Origin of the sequence: Rhodococcus sp. NPDC006774 (genome assembly GCF_040636045.1) — a bacterium.
Taxonomy (GTDB): domain Bacteria; phylum Actinomycetota; class Actinomycetes; order Mycobacteriales; family Mycobacteriaceae; genus Rhodococcoides.
On the sequence record NZ_JBEYIW010000034.1, the window covers coordinates 17,658 to 34,109 of the forward strand.

Below are 16,452 nucleotides of genomic sequence, written 5' to 3' on the forward strand. Positions count from 1 at the left end.
CTGCAGTGTCGGGTGCGCGTCAGGGCGGTGGAATGTCGGCAACGCCGCGATCTCTTCGCGCCGGCAGGCCGCCGACCACCACGGCCGCGATGACGGCCACGATTCCGAGAGCCTCGAGGGCCGTCGGAATCTGGGTCAGCACCACGGCACCGACCACCGTCGCCGTCGCCGGGAGCAGAGCGAGCAGCAACGCGAAGCGGGCCCGGCCCACTCGCACCAGGACGTACTGATCGAGAACGTAGGGAACAACACTCGACAGCAGCCCGACGCCCAATCCGAGAACCCAGATCCGCCAGTCTCCCAATGCATCCGAGTGCGCGGCCGCGAACGGTCCGAACAGCGGAACGGCCAGGAGGACGGACGCAATTACGAACCCGGCGGCCATGTCGTCGAGCCCCTGGCCTGCGTCGGCAACGGACTTACCCAGGACGATGTAGGCGGCCCACAAGGCCGCCGAGCCCAGCGCGAATGCGATTCCTACGAGGCCCACCTCGCCGCCCTCGAACTGCGCGGAAGCGATGGCACCGACGCCGGCCACCACCAGGAGCAGCGCGCACACATCGGCAGGCTTTCTGGACCCGGCAGCAGCGACCGCGATCGGCCCGAGAAACTCGATGGCCACCGCCGCGCCGAGTGGCAGCCTGGCGATCGCCTCGTAGAACATCGCGTTCATGCCGATCGTCGCACCGCCGAACGCGGCAGCCGTGATCACCCGTCGCACGGTCCACGCGCCGCCCGCACCGGCGCGGTGCCGCCACGGCCGTCGCCAGAGCACCAACACCAGCGCCGCACCGAACCCGCGCAGCCACGCCACCGCGGCCGGATCGACGGTGTCGAACAAGAACACACCGATCGCCGCACCGACATACATGCACACCGCGCCGATCACGAACAGCGACGGAATACCCAGCTTCGATGCGCCGGAGAGCGAAGTAGAAGTCGAAGCCACACAGGGAACCCTACTGCCGCGACTCACGGCGAACCGTATCTGCTCTCAGCGAACAGATTTCACGACGTTCCAGCTCGTGAGGCATGTTTCGTGTTAGTGACAACACAAAGAAACGCGCTCGGGAACAACGCGTGACCGCCATACGTCTGACAGAGTGAACGAACCGCGCCATACCGACGCGGCGGACCGGCCCCAGGCGAACGGGACAACCCGCAAGCCAGTACGGAGGAGTCATGCCCGGAACATTGACCAGCCCACAATTGACAGCAGCGGACCGGTGCGACCGGTGCGGTGCAGGGGCTCGCGCGCGTGTCGTGCTCTCGACCGGTGGAGAACTTCTCTTCTGCGGTCACCACGCCACCGAGCACGAAGCCCGTTTGCGTGAAGTGAACGCAACGGTGATGACCGAATCGGACTCCACGGTGTAGCCCACCTTTCGGGTCGGGGGAAACAGGTTCGCCGCGATCGACGAACAACACGAAGAAGACGGACGGTCACCTGACCGTCCGTCTTTTTCGTGCCCGGATCCACCCGGAGAGTTCTACATCTTGCGCAACTGCGCGATTCGCTCACCCAACTGATCGGCCGACGCCATCGCCGTCGGTGGGCCACCGCAGATACGTCGCAGATCGCCGTGAATCACCCCGTGCGGCTTCCCGGTGCGGTGGTGGTACACCGCGACCAAACTGTTCAGTTCACGCCTCAGGCCGGCCAGCTGGCCCGCACTGGTGGCCCTGTCGTTGACGACTGCAGGTGCCGGAACCGCCGGGCCTGCAGGCGGTTTGTCGATCTGCTCCTGCTGGCGTTGGCGGAGCAGGTCGCGCATCTGCGTCGCGTCGAGCAAGCCGGGCAGACCGAGATAGTCGGCTTCCTCGTCGCTGCCCGAGAACGTCGCGGTACCGAACGAGGAACCGTCGTAGATCACCTGGTCCAGTTCTGCATCCGCACCCAGCGAGGTGTACGCCTTCTCTTCCTCGCCCAGTTCGTCCTTCTGCTTGTTGGCGTCGGCCAACAACTCGTCGTCGAAGCCGTCCTTCTCCCGGTGCGGCTTGCCGAGGATGTGGTCGCGCTGCGCCTCGAGCTGCGACGCCAGATCCAACAGCACCGGTACCGACGGCAGGAAGACGCTCGCCGTCTCACCCTTGCGCCGGGACCGCACGAAGCGGCCGATGGCCTGCGCGAAGTACAGCGGGGTCGACGCACTCGTCGCGTAGACCCCGACGGCCAGACGCGGAACGTCGACGCCCTCGGACACCATGCGAACGGCAACCATCCAACGCTGATCGCTCTTGCCGAACTCGGCGATCCGAGCCGAGGACGTGGGGTCGTCCGACAGCACGATCGCCGGCGTCTCCCCCGTGATCACCTCGATCAACTTCGCGTAGGCCCGAGCCACCGTCTGATCGGTTGCGATCACCAGACCGCCGGCATCGGGCATGCCGCCTGCACGCAGCTGAGCGAGCCGCGTGTTGGCGGCCAGCAGCACTGCGGGCATCCAGTCACCCTGCGGATCCAGTGCGGTGCGCCATGCCCGCGCGGTCTGTTCGGCACTGAGCGGCTCACCCAGCCGAGCCGTGTACTCCTCACCGGCACTGTCTCGCCAGCGCGCTTCACCGGAATACGCGAGGAACACGACCGGACGGACGACGCCGTCCGCAAGAGCGTCGGAGTAGCCGTACGCGTGATCGGCCTTGGACCGCATCAACCCGTCCTGATCCGGTTCGTAGTTGACGAACGGAATGGGACTGTCGTCGCTGCGGAACGGCGTACCGGTCAGTGCGAGACGTCGGGTGGCGTCGCCGAACGCCTCGCGAATTCCCTCACCCCAGCTCTTCGCGTCGCCGCCGTGGTGAATCTCGTCGAGAATCACGAGGGTCTTGCGCGATTCGGTGCGCACCCGATGCTTGAACGGGTGCGAGGCGATCTGCGCATACGTCACGACCACGCCGTGATAGTCGCTCGAGGTCTGACCGGTCGAGTTCGAGAAGCGCGAGTCCAACGCGATGCCGACCCTGGCCGCCGACTCCGCCCACTGGTGCTTGAGGTGTTCGGTGGGCGCGACGACGGTGACCTGATCGACAGTCCGATGGGCGAGCAGTTCTGCGGCGACCCGCAGCGCGAAGGTCGTCTTGCCTGCGCCCGGCGTCGCGACCGCGAGGAAGTCCTTGGGCGAGGCGACGAGGTACTTCGTCAGCGCCCGTCGCTGCCATGCGCGCAGCGGTGCTCCCCCGCTCGCGGGAGCGGGGGTCTGCTCGGTGGATGGTGGTGTCGGATCGAACATGTCAGCGCTCACTGGCCGCCGGTTCCTGGCATCGATGTAAATTCCTCGCGCTCTCGGTAGCCCTGCAGTGTCCGCGGAGGAGCCTATCGCTCCGCACCGACCGATCCCGCATCGCTGGGGTGAGTCGGATGCGACACGGCGAGTCGGCTGTTAGGCGAAGTCGCCTTTCGTCAGGAATGCTGGAGGAACCATGAGCGAGTCTGCAGGCGGAACTCCACCACCGGAACGGTTGTCGGCGAGAAGGCCGCTACACGCGGTGTGGAAAGTGACTCTGCGCACTCTGAGCAAAGCGTGGGACGACTCGATCTTCAGCAAGGCAGCAACCGCCGCGTTCTGGCAGACGCTGTCGCTGCCACCACTGCTGCTCGGTGTGCTGGGCAGTCTGGGACTCGTCGGCGGTTGGTTCGGTCCCAACACCGTCGAGATCATCGAGTCCAAGATCATCACCTTCAGCAACACCCTCTTCAGCGGCAGCGTCGTGGACCAGATCATCGCGCCGACGGTCAAGGACGTACTCGCGCAGGGCAGCGGCGAGATCGTGTCCGTGGGCTTTCTGCTCTCGCTGTGGGCCGGGTCGTCTGCGATCTCGACGTTCGTCGACTCCATCGTCGAAGCGCACGGGCAGGCCGACGCTCGACATCCCGTCTGGCAGAGGTTCTTCGCGCTGCTTCTCTACGTGGGTTTCCTGGTGATCGCCGTATTCGTGCTTCCGCTCGTCGCCCTCGGCCCGGTGTACGTCCAGCAGATTCTGCCGGATTCGTGGATCACCGTCGGCAGCGAAGTCGTCGACTTCTTCTACTACCCGGCCGTCGGGCTGTTGCTGATCGTCGGTTTGACCACGTTGTACAAGGTGGCCTTGCACACCTCGCTGCCGTGGCATCGCCTGCTCGGTGGAGCCCTGCTGGCCGGGGTGTTTTTCATGATCGCGAGCGCGGTGCTGCGCCGGTACCTCGGTTGGGTGACGAGCACCGGGTACACCTACGGCGCGCTGGCGACGCCGATCGCGTTTCTGCTGTTCACGTTCTTTCTCGGCTTCGCCATCGTTCTCGGTGCCGAGTTCAACGCGACGATCCAGGAGTTCTCGCCCGCTCGGGCCACACGACTGGACCAGATGCGGGAGTGGATCGCGGCGCAGGCCGCCACCGACGACAAGCCGTCGGGGCCGGTGACCGCTGTTGCCCGGCGGCTCGCCACGGGGCCGATCAAACTGGCCGGCGACCGAGCCCGTTCGGATCACCCGGAACCGACCTCCGACCGACACCAGGGAGACGGCGGTCAGTCGCCTTTCTTCAGGCCCTCGTAGACCTTCTTGCAGTCCGGGCACACCGGTGATCCGGGCTTTGCGGACTTGGTGACCGGAAACACCTCGCCGCACAGTGCGACGACGTGCGTACCCATCACCGCGCTCTCGGCGATCTTGTTCTTCTTCACGTAGTGGAAGAACTTCGGCCGGTCGTCCTCGGTGGTTTCGTCCGGTGCAATTTCGGGACGGTCCTTCGTCTGAGTGCTCATGAACACAGATTAATCCGAACATCCACAGCGAGGGGTAACCGGTTCCACAGCTCGTCGTATGCATTCTGTGAGCAGTAGTGCCACAGTGGAGGTATGACGAGAACCCCAGGGTTCGACGGAAGCGCGTACAGCGACTCGCCGGATGGGCCCGTCCTGATCACCGAGGCGCAACAGTCGGTCGAGGAGCAGCACAAAGCTCGCGTCCGCAAATACATGTTCATCATGTCGTTCCGCATCCCGGCGTTGGTGTTGGCTGCCATCGCGTACGGAATGTGGATGAATCCGTGGATCTCCATGGCGATAGTCGGAGCGTCCATCCCACTGCCGTGGATGGCGGTGCTGATCGCCAACGATCGGCCGCCCCGTACCAAGGACGAGATGAGCCGATACGACTACCGAACCGTGGACAGGCCACAGCTGGAATCGAGCAACCACCGGGTGATCGAACCGGGCGACGACTGACCCCGTAGATGTCGCCGATGCGACACTTGCGTCGTGACTGCACCCGATTCCACGTCCCCGCTCGTCGTCGCCTGCTCCGCTCTTCGTAAAGTCTTCGAGCGGGCGGGGTACGACGCCGACGGTGTACTGACACTGCTCGGCGACGACGCCCACGCTGCCCTTGGTCGCAGCGAGCCGGTGCCGGTACGCAACGCCAGTAGGGACGGGGGTGCCCTGGGCGTACTGGTACGCCTGTTCCTCCTCGTCGACGACTGCCCCGAATCCGATGTCGCCGACGCCATCGCGCCCCTGTCGGTGGCCGACGCCGTCGCAGCCGGGATTCTCACCCGGTCGGAATCGACAGTACGGACGCTGCTCGACATTCGACCGCTCGACGCCGGGCACGGAACCCGGTGGATCGTCTCGGATCCGGACGGCAGCATGCGCGCCGCCGAGACTGCTCCCGACCATGTGCTCGGCGTCGGACAGGCCTCGTTGTCGCTGTTGCGCGGAACACCCACGTCCCCGGTGACCAGCGTTCTCGACGTCGGTACCGGCTGCGGTGTCCAGGCCGTCCACGCCTGCGGCTACGCGGCGCAGGTGACCGCTACCGACATCAATCCGCGATCGATGGACCTCGCGGCGGCGACGATGGCGCTCAACGGCCTCGACGTCGAGTTGCTGCACGGTTCGTGGTTCGAGCCGGTTGCCGGGCGTCGATTCGATCGCATCGTCGCGAACCCGCCGTTCGTCGTCGGCCGCGCCGAAGTGTTGCACTCCTACCGCGATTCCGGGCTCGATCTCGACGGAGCGAGCGCTCTGATGATCGGCGGGGCCCCGGACCACCTGACGCTCGGCGGCACCGCTGCCATCCTGGCGTCGTGGGTGCACGTCCGCGGTGAGGACTGGCGCGCGCGGGTGGCGTCGTGGCTTCCCGCGCACGGAATCGACGCCTGGGTCGTCGAGCGTGACGTGGCCGATCCCGCTCTCTACGTGGGCACATGGATGCGCGACGGCGGACTCGATCCCCGCGATCCCGACGCGGCCGCGGTGGCACAGTCCTGGCTCGACCACTTCGCCGCCGCAGACGTGGAGGGAATCGGCTTCGGGTTCGTCTATCTCCGCAGAACGGATGCGCCGACCGATCTTCTCGCCGAGGAGCTCACACACGGCTTCTCCGACCCCCTGGGCAACGAATCGATCGGGTACTTCGAGCGGCTCGACTGGCTGCGGGAGCACGACATCCTCGACTCGGTGCTCACTCTCGACCCGAACACCGCACTCGAACGCGTCTACCTACCCGGCGACGAGGGCTGGGCTCCGGTGGCGGTACGAGTTCATCGCGGGAACGGCCCGCAGTGGCAGCACGACGTCGACGAACTCGGTGCGGCTCTGCTCGCCGGGCTCCGACCCGATGGCCTGCCGGTCGGTGAACTGGTGGAGTTGCTCGCTGCAGCGCACGACGAGGACGCCGAGGAACTGGCAATGCATGCGGTGACGATGATGCAGGGTCTCGTCCGGCACGGCTTGGTTCTGCCGGCCCGATGAGTCCCCGACAGCGCCCCACGAGAGCGACCGTTCCCGGCGGCTTCACTTCTCAGCAACTTCTCAGGACGAACATGACGTAATCGCTGGTCACGCGGGTATCTCCAGGATCGGCGTGGGAACTTATCGGAGTCTCCCGAGCGTTGAACCCTGTGAGACACCACCGACCAGGAGGCAAGTCATGACCAGCCCCAGCACCACGATTCGTCCACGGCCCACCGATGCCGATCTGGACGCCCAGAGCCCAGCAGCCGATCTCGTTCGCGTGTACCTCAACGGCATCGGCCGCACCGCGTTGCTGACGGCTGCCGAAGAGGTCGATCTGGCCAAGAGAATCGAGGCTGGTCTCTACGCGAAGCAGGTTCTCGAGAACACGAAGCGGCTGAGTGCGGTCAAGAAGCGCAATCTCGCCATCATCGTTCGCGACGGCAGTGCGGCGCGCAGCCACCTGCTCGAAGCGAACCTTCGCCTGGTCGTCTCTCTCGCCAAGCGCTACACCGGTCGCGGGATGCCCCTGCTCGATCTGATCCAGGAGGGCAACCTCGGGCTCATCCGCGCGATGGAGAAGTTCGACTACGCCAAGGGCTTCAAGTTCTCGACCTACGCGACGTGGTGGATTCGTCAGGCCATCACCCGCGGTATGGCAGATCAGAGCCGCACGATCCGGCTGCCCGTCCACCTGGTCGAACAGGTCAACAAGCTGGCTCGGATCAAGCGTGAGTTGCATCAGCAACTCGGCCGCGAGGCCACGGACGAGGAGCTGTCGAGCGAATCGGGTATCGCGGTGGAGAAGATCGCCGATCTGCTCGACCACAGCCGCGACCCGGTCAGCCTGGACATGCCGGTGGGCAGCGACGAGGAAGCTCCTCTCGGAGACTTCATCGAGGATTCCGAGGCGACGTCCGCCGAGAATGCCGTCATCGCCGGTCTGCTGCACAGCGACGTCCGCGTCGTCCTCGGCACTCTCGACGAGCGGGAGCAGCAGGTCATCCGTCTCCGCTACGGCTTGGACGACGGACAGCCCCGCACCCTCGATCAGATCGGCAAGCTCTTCGGGCTCTCCCGCGAGCGTGTTCGTCAGATCGAGCGCGAGGTGATGGTCAAGCTTCGGCAGGGCGACCGCGCCGAGAAGCTGCGGTCCTACGCCAGCTGAGTACAGCCACCGACCGGTGGAGCAGCAGTGACCATCCCTGTTCGCGCCACCTCACGCGGTAGCCGAGCCGACGTTCTCTCCCCCTCGGGACGTCGACTCGGCTGCCGCATTTCTGCATCCGGTCCGATGCGGGCTCAGCGCAAGCGCCGTGGACCCAGGTCGGCCTTGGTCGGTTCGGGCCCGATGCGCACCCGCGCATCGGTGATCTGTGCTCCGTGGGCGGACGCCAGAACCGGCTCGCACGAGATCTCGCGAATGTCCGCAATGTCTTCTGCCAGTGCGGAAATCCGCTGAACCAGGTCGATCAGGGCATTCTTGTTGACGGGCACCGCGTTGCGATACCCGGACAGCAGCGGAGCCGCCTTCGGCGCGTCGATCAGCTGCGCGGCCTCGTCCTCGGTCAGCGGCAGCACCCGGTAGGCACGATCGCCCAACAAGTCCGAGATCACCCCGGCCAGACCGAACGAGATGAGCGATCCGAACGACGGATCGTCCTGCACGCGTACGACGCAGCCGATTCCCTTGACCGCCATGCGTTGTACGTGCAGTAGCGGCTCGCCCGAGTCCGCCGCCAGATTCCGATACGCCACCCGCACCGCGGACGCGTCGGCCATGTCCAGGCGTACTCCGCCGAGATCCGGCCGGTGCCGCCACCGTTCGCCGGTCGCCTTCACCGCCACCGGATAGCCCAGTTCGTCTGCTGCGGCGACGGCCTCGTCCTCGTCGGTCACGGTCCGGAAGGCCACCACGTCGAGGCCGTAGCAGCCCAGCAATTCTGCGGTCTCGAAGTCCGACAGCCACCGTCCGTGACTGCCTGTCGAACGCCATCCCTCGACCAACTGCTTGGCGCGGTCGGAGTCGATGCTCTTGGGACGGACGAGATTCGACACCGGCCGCGAACGCCACGACGAGTAACGCCACGCCGCGGCGAGTGCCGCAACGGCACGCTCCGGACTCGAGTACGACGGCACCGAACCACGGACGGGATGTCCCCCCGGTCCGCGGACCGCCAGGACGTCCGGAATGCCCTCGGTAGCGAGGAACGTCGACAGTACGGGCTTGTCGGATCCTCGGACGGCGTTGCCGAGCGCGGCCGCGAACGGTTCGACCTCGACCGCGACCGGTGGCACGAACACGACGATGACGGCGTCGATGTCGGACGCGGCCAGCGCCGACGACACGGCTGCGGCGAATTCCTCGGGTCCCGCCTGCGGGCCGACATCGGTCGGATTGCTCGCATGCAGGCCCTTGGCTCGCGCCGCGTCCACTGCCAGCACACCCAGAGCCGTCGAATTTCCCACCACGGCAACCCTCGGGCCGACCGGAAGAGGCTGATTTCCGAACAGGACGGCGCAGTCGAACAGTTCGGAGATGGTGTCGACCTGGATGACCCCGGCCTGCGCGAACAGTGCGCGCACGATCGAGTCGTCGATGTCGGCACCGATCGCGTGTGCGGGCGGCACGGCCCCACGGCCGCTCTTGACCGCGATGATGGGCTTGGTGCGCGCCACCCGTCGGGCGATCCTGGTGAACTTCCTGGGATTACCGAAGCTCTCGAGGTACAGCAGAATGACCTCGGTGGCCGGGTCCGAATCCCAGTACTGCAGTAGGTCGTTTCCGGACACGTCGGCGCGGTTACCGGCCGAGACGAACGTCGACAGCCCGAGCCTACGGTTGGCGGCCTCGTCCAGAATGGCGATGCCGAGGGCACCGGACTGACAGAAGAACCCGACGTTGCCCGGAGTGGGCAGATGCGGAGCCAGCGTGGCGTTCAGGCCGAACTCGGGATCGGTGTTCGCCACACCGAGCGCGTTGGGCCCGATCAGCCGCATACCGTGTGCCCGCGCGGCGAGCACCAGCCTGCGCTCGCTCTCCTGCCCCGCGGGTCCGGTCTCGCCGAACCCACCCGACACCACCAGCAGCGCTTTGACGCCCTTGTCGAGGCAGTCGTCGAGTACCGCGTCGATCGCATCGGCCGGTACCGCGGCGATCGCCAGATCGACCGGATCCGGGATGTCGTGCACCGTGGCGTAGGCGCGGACCCCGCGGACGGAACGATGGTCGGCGTTGACGGGATAGACCGGGCCGGTGAAGTTGCCGGCCAGCAAATTCGCGAGAACCGCGTTGCCCACCTTCGAGCTGTCCGTCGATGCACCGATCACGGCCACCGATCGTGGGCTGAGCACGTTGCGCACACTGCGGGCCTCGGCGGCACGCTCACGCGAATTGCGTACCGACAGCAGAGCTTCGCTCGGGTCGATGGCGAACTCCAGTCGCAGCACACCACCCTCGAAGGACCTGCTGACCTGATACCCCGCTTCACGGAAGACGGTGACCATGTTCCGGTTCTCGGCGAGCACCTCGGCGACGAACATGTTCACCCCGTTCTCGGCGGCCGCTCCCGCAAGGTGTTCGAGCAGGATCGGCCCCAGACCGCGGCCCTGGTGCGCGTCGGCGACGACGAAGGCCACCTCGGCGGAGTTGCCGTCCCCCTCAGGCAGTCGTTCGTATCGGCCGACCGCGATGATGTCGTCACCGAGCACCGCAACGAACGCCACCCGGTCGTGGTGGTCGACCGTGGTGAAATTGAGCACGTCGCGCTGGGGCATCGTGGGGTAGGGACCGAAATATCGCAGGTATCTCGTGCGCTCGGACAGCCTGCCGTGGAACGCGACGATGCGCTCGGAGTCCGACGGGACGATGGGGCGTAGGTGCACCACACCGCCGTCGGAGGTCAGGACGTCGGCAACCCAGTGCCGCGGAAAGGATGTCTCGGCTCGCTCTCGGGCCAGGTCCTTGTCGGTCGGGTCCGACGCCGCGACGGCCGGCTCTTCGGCCGAGGGGCTGTCGGTCGGATCAGTCACGCGGGTCCTCCGGATCGAGTCCGAGCAGTGGAAACACTGCTCGACGGGTGGCGATGATCGCCGAGTCGACGCGTTCCAGCGCCCTGTCGGTGCCGTCGGTCCCGGCGAGAGATCCTCCGGGTCCGTCCCAGGCGGGATAGTCGACGTCTCCCCCGTCACCCATGGTCTGCGGCAGGTCGACACTCGGCGCCATGGTCCTTACTCGCTCGCGCCACGTGTCCGGCAGCGCCGACATCGGGTCGATGTCGCGACCGAGAGCGGCAGCGATGAGGTGCGTCCATGACCGTGGAACGACGCGCACCAAGCCGTACCCGCCACCGCCGACGGCCAACCACCGACCTTCGGAATGTTGGTCCGCCAGATCACGCATGGCCAGGAACGCAGCGTTCTGACCGTCGACGGTCAGCGCCAGATCCGCGAGAGGATCTTCGCGGTGGCTGTCGACACCGCATTGGCTGACGATGATCTGCGGCCTGAACGCGCCGATCGCGCCGGGCACGATCGCGTGGAACGCGCGCAACCACAATCGATCTGCGGTGCCGGGAAGCAGCGGAACGTTGATGGAGGTTCCCTCACCGCGTTCGGTTCCCACCTCGGTCGACCATCCGGTGTTCGGCCACAGCGTTGCCGGATGTTGGTGCAACGAGACGGTGAGCACTCTCGGGTCACCGAGAAAGGCCGCTTGAACGCCGTCACCGTGGTGAGCGTCGACGTCGATGTAGGCGATGCGGTCGAACCCGTTGTCCAGCAACCACGAGATGGCGATCGCGGCGTCGTTGTAGACGCAGAAGCCCGAAGCCCAGTCGGCCATCGCGTGGTGCATGCCGCCACCGATGCTCACTGCCCGTCGGGCACGACCCGACGCGATTTCGCGAGCGGCGGCCAGCGAGCCACCGGCGAGCATGGCGCTCGCCTCGTGCATCTGCGGAAACACCGGGTTGTCGTCGGAACCGAGTCCGTGGACGACGGCGTCGGGATCGCGCAGGGCCGGGCCCTGGGACGGTGCCTGTTTGACTGCCTCGATGTAGGCGCTGGTGTGAAACCGGAGAAGCTCGGAATCCGGTGCAGCGGCAGGCTCGACCAATTCGATGCCCTCGAGCAGGCCGATGTCGGTGGCGAGCGCCATCGTCAGATCGAGTCGAGTCGGGTTCATCGGGTGGTCGTCGCTCCACCGGTAGCCGAGGTAGTCCGCGCTCCACACGACGATGTCCTCGGGGCGGTTCGGGATGGACGCGGCGGCGCGTGTCGCCTGATCAGACATAGGGACAAAACTACGTTGTCGGGCGGGATGGTGTTGCCGGGTTCCGGTGTTGTCCCGAGAGTCCCCTTGTGAGAAGCCATGGGAAACGACGTCCACCGTTGTGGTGCGCCGCGCCCGCTGCGTCTGGGTGCAGCGCCTATTTCGGGGCGCTGACGGTAGGATCGAACCCGACGAAGGGGTTGAGTGTGAAGGATCTGGTCGACACCACGGAGATGTACCTCCGGACGATCTACGATTTGGAAGAAGAGGGCGTGATTCCGCTCCGCGCGCGAATCGCCGAACGACTGGAACAAAGTGGTCCCACCGTCAGCCAGACCGTTGCTCGGATGGAGCGCGACGGGCTGTTGTCCGTCGCGGGCGACCGACACCTGGAGCTGACAGAGAAGGGCCGAAGCCTGGCGGTTGCGGTCATGCGCAAGCACCGCTTGGCCGAGCGTCTGCTCGTGGACATCATCGGTCTGCGTTGGGAAGACGTGCACGCCGAAGCATGCCGCTGGGAACACGTGATGAGCGAAGAGGTCGAGCGGCGTCTGGTCACCGTGCTGAACAACCCGACCACCTCGCCGTACGGCAACCCGATCCCCGGTCTCGAGGAACTCGGTCTCGGCCGGTCGACTCTGGCACCGGAGGCTCTCATCCGCCTCACCGATGTGCCTGTGGGCCAGCCGACTGCGGTGGTCGTGCGACGCCTCGCCGAGCACGTTCAGTCCGACCCCGAGGTCATCGCGCAGCTTCGCGAAGCGGGCGTGGTCCCCGATGCTCGGGTTACAGTCGAGGCCAAGCCCGGATCGGTCACGATCACGGTGCCAGGACACAGCGGTGTCGACATATCCGAAGAAATGGCGCACGCCGTCCAGGTGAAGAAGGTCTGACCTCACACCGACGACGGCGTTGGACGCGTGTGAGGGAGAACGAACAGTGAAGCTTCTGGTTACCGGTGGTGCGGGATACGTCGGCAGCGTCTGCGCGGCCGTGCTCGTCGAGCGTGGTCACGAGGTCGTCGTCGTGGACAACCTGTCCACCGGTAACCGGGACGCCGTGCCCGGTGGTGCCACCTTCGTCGAAGGTGACATCAAGGACGTAGCCGCGGACGTGCTGATCGGCGGCGGCTTCGACGCCGTCCTGCACTTCGCCGCGCAATCTCTCGTGGGCGAGTCGGTGGTCTCGCCCGACAAGTACTGGAGCGGAAACGTCGTCACCTCGCTGGCGTTGCTCGATGCCATCCGAGCATCCGGCACCGCGAAGCTGGTGTTCTCCTCGACCGCCGCCACGTACGGCGAGCCGGAGAAGACTCCCATCACCGAGGACGCGCCCACCCGCCCCACCAATCCCTACGGCGCCACCAAACTCGCGATCGATCATGCGATCACGTCGTACGCCGCCGCCTACGGCCTTGCCGCCACCAGCCTCCGGTACTTCAACGTCGCCGGTGCCTACAACGGTTTCGGCGAGAATCGCGTCGTCGAGACCCACCTGATTCCGCTCGTGCTTCAGGTCGCTCTCGGACAGCGCGAGAAGATCTCGGTGTTCGGTACCGACTGGCACACTCCGGACGGTACGGCTGTGCGCGACTACATCCACGTCGCCGACCTCGCCGAGGCGCACATCCTCGCCGTCGACGCGGCACAACCGGGCGAGCACACCATCTACAACCTCGGGAGCGGCACCGGATTCTCCGTCCACGAGGTCATTTCGTCCTGCGAGCGCGTCACCGGCCTGCCCATCGCCGTCGAACACGCACCCCGTCGCGCCGGGGATCCGGCCGTCCTGATCGCCTCCAGCGCGCGAGCAATGGAGGAACTGAAGTGGTCGCCGGAGCTGACCGATCTCGATCGGATCGTGGCCGACGCGTGGGCATTCCTCCAGCACCTCGGCGATCGGTCGCACGCAGCGCGCTGACCCACGTCTGCGGCCGATCATCATTGCTGCGAACGGGCCGTCACCGTCGACCGAACGGGTCGCCGGGCAGCCGAACTCCGCAGGCACGTGCACATGCGAAGCCGCTCTCGGCCACCTCGCGAACGAGTTCGGGACCTGCGCCTGCGCTGAGCGATCTGTCCAGCAGTCGCGCCAACGAGTAGGTCTCGTCGGCTTCCAGTGCCGCATCGATCGCGATACGGGCCATCGGCCCATCTCCGCGCACGTAGGCACTGAAGGCCAGAAGTGTTGCGGCGATGGCGCGTTCGCACTTCGGCAGGACGCGGGACATCGTCGCCCAGAACTCTTCGACGAATCCCGCGTCGTCGCCGAGGGTCAGAGCCAGCAGTGCGTCACGCACCTGGACGTGGCCGATCGCGAGCGCGATCCGAGCGATGTCGGTCGGGTCCAATTCGGTGTCGTACGGTCCCCGCGCGACGTACGACAGCACCGACGTCAGCTCGTAGCCACGAGACCGGCCGCCGTCCCGTCGTAGTCGCGAGATCTCGGCGGCAACGGCCCGCACGGTCGCGTCGGGGCCCGGCGCTACGGTCTCGGCCAGCTCGCACCTGGACCGTCGGACGGAGTAGCCGTCGAGCACGCGGGCGACGGTCATCGGCGACGCCGACGGATCCGATATCAGGCCGTGCCGCTGCGGTCCGCGCAACGACCACCAGTCGGCGGCATCGGCGATCTCCGATGCCGCGAGGGCCTCGCTGAGCTGCACTCCGAACGATGCGAGTGTGGCGTCGAGTTCGATCACCAACGCTTCCACGTCGAGCAGATGCGGCGTTCTGACGGTTCGATCGAGCCTGTCGTCGACGAACACCGCCATGACCGCGGGGATGTTCTCCGTAGCGCAGTACCCGGCCAGGTAGCCGATGACGTCGAGCATCTCCGGGGTCGCGCGGGTGTGACCGCCGGCGCGCCGATCGACGTGTTCGCCTGCCAGGACGAGGTCGTGACGCATCGTGGGTCCCACGCTGGCACCGCCGTCCTTGACCGCGATGAGCACCATCGATCGATGCGGGTGGAACCCGAGCATGGCCGGTACGGCTGCCATCAGGTCGCTCGCGTGGCCGAGGCGCACGCGATGGCGCGAGTCGAAGTTGTCGTGAGAATTCGTCGGTGTGTACATACCGAAGAATCCTGGCCGGGGTTCCGACGACCGATCGCGTCTCGACCTGGGCTTTCGTACTGCCCTGTGGAGAACCGCCGTGCTGTGGATCGATCGTGTCGCCGGAGCTGTGGACGACCGATTCGCGTCGGTGCCGTCTGCTAGAGCCGCGTCAGCTCTGGCCGACCTTCTGGACTGCCGCGGTGAACAGCTCGTCGAGGGTCATCGCATCGGGCATGCCCGAGCCGAACGACATGAACGTGGCCGACACGCGCACTCCGTCGATCTGGGCCATCAACGTCAGCATCGACTGCGTGACGGCGTCGCCGCCGGCCCCCGATGCAACGGTCTGCCGGACGGCCAAGGTGTCGTCCGCATCGATGGGCGGTGCAGGCGTCAGAGTGGAGGTCACCGTCGAGGTCGCGCCGGACTTGGTTGCGGTGACCTCGCCGCACTGTTCGAGCTGCTCCTTGCGCGCCGAGAGCGGTTCGTCCACTGCGGTCAATTCGATCGAGATGGTCGACCGACTGTCGTTGTCGGTGCCGACGATCATGGCCGTGCCCGTCGGGCCGAAATCCTGGTCGGCGGGTTTGCAGCCCGCCGGGCTGACCTCGGCACCGGCAGGTATTCCGCTGAGATCGGGTGCGGCCTGCGAGATCGCCTGCTGGGGCAGCACCAGGGCGTCGTACGGGGCCGGGAAGCTGGACGGGTCGATCAGCAACGTGTTCAGATCCACGCCGGACTGCGACGGCGAAGTGGGGGTACCCGTGCTTGGCTCGGGAGTGCCGGTGACCGTGGAACTGCAGCCGACCAGCACGAGAGCTGCGATCGCTGCCGAGGTCGCGGCGATGGACAGGCGGGTTCTGCGTGCGGCGGGGCTCACAAGACGTCCTCTTCGGGTCGGTGGGACGCCGCAGCACACGCTCCGGCGTCCCACCACTGTCTCATTCCGACCACCTCGAACGCGGCAGGCGACCCGCCGCGGTGTCGTGAATTCAGCTGCCGCGGGCGATCCACTCCTCGAGGTGCGGTGCTTCGTCACCGATGCGGGTCCCGTCACCGTGGCCGGTGTTGACTCGGGTGTCGACGGGAAGGGCGAAGAGCCGGTCGCGGATGGACCCGATGATGGTCGGGAAATCCGAGTACGACCGTCCGGTGGCTCCCGGGCCGCCGGAGAAAAGGGTGTCGCCGCTGAACAACTCCCCCGCTTCCGGCAGGTACAGGCACGTCGATCCCGGTGAGTGCCCGGGCGTGTGCAGCGCCAGGATGTCGGTTCCTGCAACGGTGATGCGCTGACCGTCCTCGAGCGTCGAGTGCCCGACGCCCGGGTGCGTCTGCTGCCACAGCATGTCGTCGGCGGGGTGCAGCAGGATCGGCGCGTCGAGGGTGTCGGAGAGTTCGGGGGCGACGGT

15 protein-coding genes are annotated in these 16,452 nt (G+C 66.5%); 7 read left to right on the forward strand and 8 right to left on the reverse strand.

The window, feature by feature from the left end:
- Positions 1-19 precede the first annotated feature (19 nt).
- Positions 20-949: an EamA family transporter gene (locus ABZ677_RS26735; RefSeq protein WP_358374873.1), complete on the reverse strand. Its 930-nt coding sequence runs from the start codon at positions 947-949 to the stop codon at positions 20-22.
- 233 nt (positions 950-1,182) lie between these two features.
- Between ABZ677_RS26735 and ABZ677_RS26740 the strand changes: the two genes are divergently transcribed.
- Positions 1,183-1,377 (forward strand): hypothetical protein, encoded by a 195-nt coding sequence (locus ABZ677_RS26740; RefSeq protein WP_027496884.1) that lies wholly within the window; start codon positions 1,183-1,185, stop codon positions 1,375-1,377.
- A gap of 113 nt (positions 1,378-1,490) precedes the next feature.
- Here ABZ677_RS26740 and ABZ677_RS26745 read toward each other — a convergent pair whose 3' ends face one another.
- Entirely contained in the window at positions 1,491-3,230 is a 1,740-nt protein-coding gene (locus tag ABZ677_RS26745; protein WP_037189477.1) for a DEAD/DEAH box helicase, read from the reverse strand.
- Positions 3,231-3,420: 190 nt separating this feature from the next.
- On the opposite strand from ABZ677_RS26745, the gene ABZ677_RS26750 reads away from it, so the two are divergent.
- On the forward strand, positions 3,421-4,533 hold the full coding sequence (locus ABZ677_RS26750) for a YihY/virulence factor BrkB family protein (protein WP_358374876.1): 1,113 nt from the start codon (positions 3,421-3,423) through the stop codon (positions 4,531-4,533).
- Here ABZ677_RS26750 and ABZ677_RS26755 read toward each other — a convergent pair.
- The gene (locus ABZ677_RS26755) at positions 4,506-4,742 is read right to left on the reverse strand and encodes a DUF3039 domain-containing protein (RefSeq protein WP_037189478.1); all 237 of its coding nucleotides are present in this window, start codon (positions 4,740-4,742) and stop codon (positions 4,506-4,508) included. The two genes, ABZ677_RS26750 and ABZ677_RS26755, sit on opposite strands and share 28 nt — an antisense overlap.
- 93 nt (positions 4,743-4,835) lie before the next feature.
- Here ABZ677_RS26755 and ABZ677_RS26760 point away from each other — a divergent pair, with 93 nt between their 5' ends.
- The 3 genes from ABZ677_RS26760 to ABZ677_RS26770 all read left to right on the forward strand — a co-directional run bounded on the left by ABZ677_RS26760 (position 4,836) and on the right by ABZ677_RS26770 (position 7,881).
- On the forward strand, positions 4,836-5,204 hold the full coding sequence (locus tag ABZ677_RS26760; RefSeq protein WP_032397916.1) for a DUF3099 domain-containing protein: 369 nt from the start codon (positions 4,836-4,838) through the stop codon (positions 5,202-5,204).
- Between the two features lie 33 nt (positions 5,205-5,237).
- Positions 5,238-6,731, forward strand: coding sequence for a class I SAM-dependent methyltransferase (locus tag ABZ677_RS26765; protein ID WP_358374881.1), 1,494 nt, complete (start codon positions 5,238-5,240; stop codon positions 6,729-6,731).
- A gap of 178 nt (positions 6,732-6,909) precedes the next feature.
- Positions 6,910-7,881, forward strand: a complete 972-nt coding sequence (locus tag ABZ677_RS26770) for a sigma-70 family RNA polymerase sigma factor (protein WP_032377730.1) — start codon at positions 6,910-6,912, stop codon at positions 7,879-7,881.
- 134 nt (positions 7,882-8,015) lie between these two features.
- Here the strand turns inward: ABZ677_RS26770 and ABZ677_RS26775 are convergent, their stop codons facing one another.
- Positions 8,016-10,673, reverse strand: a complete 2,658-nt coding sequence (locus tag ABZ677_RS26775; RefSeq protein ID WP_094634565.1) for a bifunctional GNAT family N-acetyltransferase/acetate--CoA ligase family protein — start codon at positions 10,671-10,673, stop codon at positions 8,016-8,018.
- Positions 10,674-10,737: 64 nt separating this feature from the next.
- Positions 10,738-12,006 carry an acetoin utilization protein AcuC gene (locus tag ABZ677_RS26780; RefSeq protein WP_052047503.1) on the reverse strand — a complete coding sequence of 423 codons (1,269 nt, stop codon included), beginning with the start codon at positions 12,004-12,006 and terminating at the stop codon, positions 10,738-10,740.
- Positions 12,007-12,191: 185 nt separating this feature from the next.
- On the opposite strand from ABZ677_RS26780, the gene ABZ677_RS26785 reads away from it, so the two are divergent.
- Together ABZ677_RS26785 and galE are read left to right on the forward strand one after the other, a co-directional pair.
- Positions 12,192-12,878, forward strand: a complete 687-nt coding sequence (locus tag ABZ677_RS26785) for a metal-dependent transcriptional regulator (protein WP_037189481.1) — start codon at positions 12,192-12,194, stop codon at positions 12,876-12,878.
- A gap of 46 nt (positions 12,879-12,924) precedes the next feature.
- Positions 12,925-13,905, forward strand: coding sequence for a UDP-glucose 4-epimerase GalE (galE, locus tag ABZ677_RS26790; RefSeq protein ID WP_358374885.1), 981 nt, complete (start codon positions 12,925-12,927; stop codon positions 13,903-13,905).
- 40 nt (positions 13,906-13,945) lie between these two features.
- On the opposite strand, the gene ABZ677_RS26795 is transcribed toward galE, so the two are convergent.
- From ABZ677_RS26795 to ABZ677_RS26805, 3 genes are all read right to left on the reverse strand, one after another.
- Entirely contained in the window at positions 13,946-15,061 is a 1,116-nt protein-coding gene (locus ABZ677_RS26795) for a DUF4192 domain-containing protein (protein ID WP_358374888.1), read from the reverse strand.
- A gap of 151 nt (positions 15,062-15,212) precedes the next feature.
- Positions 15,213-15,923 carry a DUF5642 family protein gene (locus ABZ677_RS26800; RefSeq protein ID WP_358374891.1) on the reverse strand — a complete coding sequence of 237 codons (711 nt, stop codon included), beginning with the start codon at positions 15,921-15,923 and terminating at the stop codon, positions 15,213-15,215.
- 112 nt (positions 15,924-16,035) lie between these two features.
- Positions 16,036-16,452 (reverse strand): MBL fold metallo-hydrolase (locus ABZ677_RS26805; protein ID WP_358374894.1); only part of this gene is annotated, 417 nt, incomplete at its 5' end.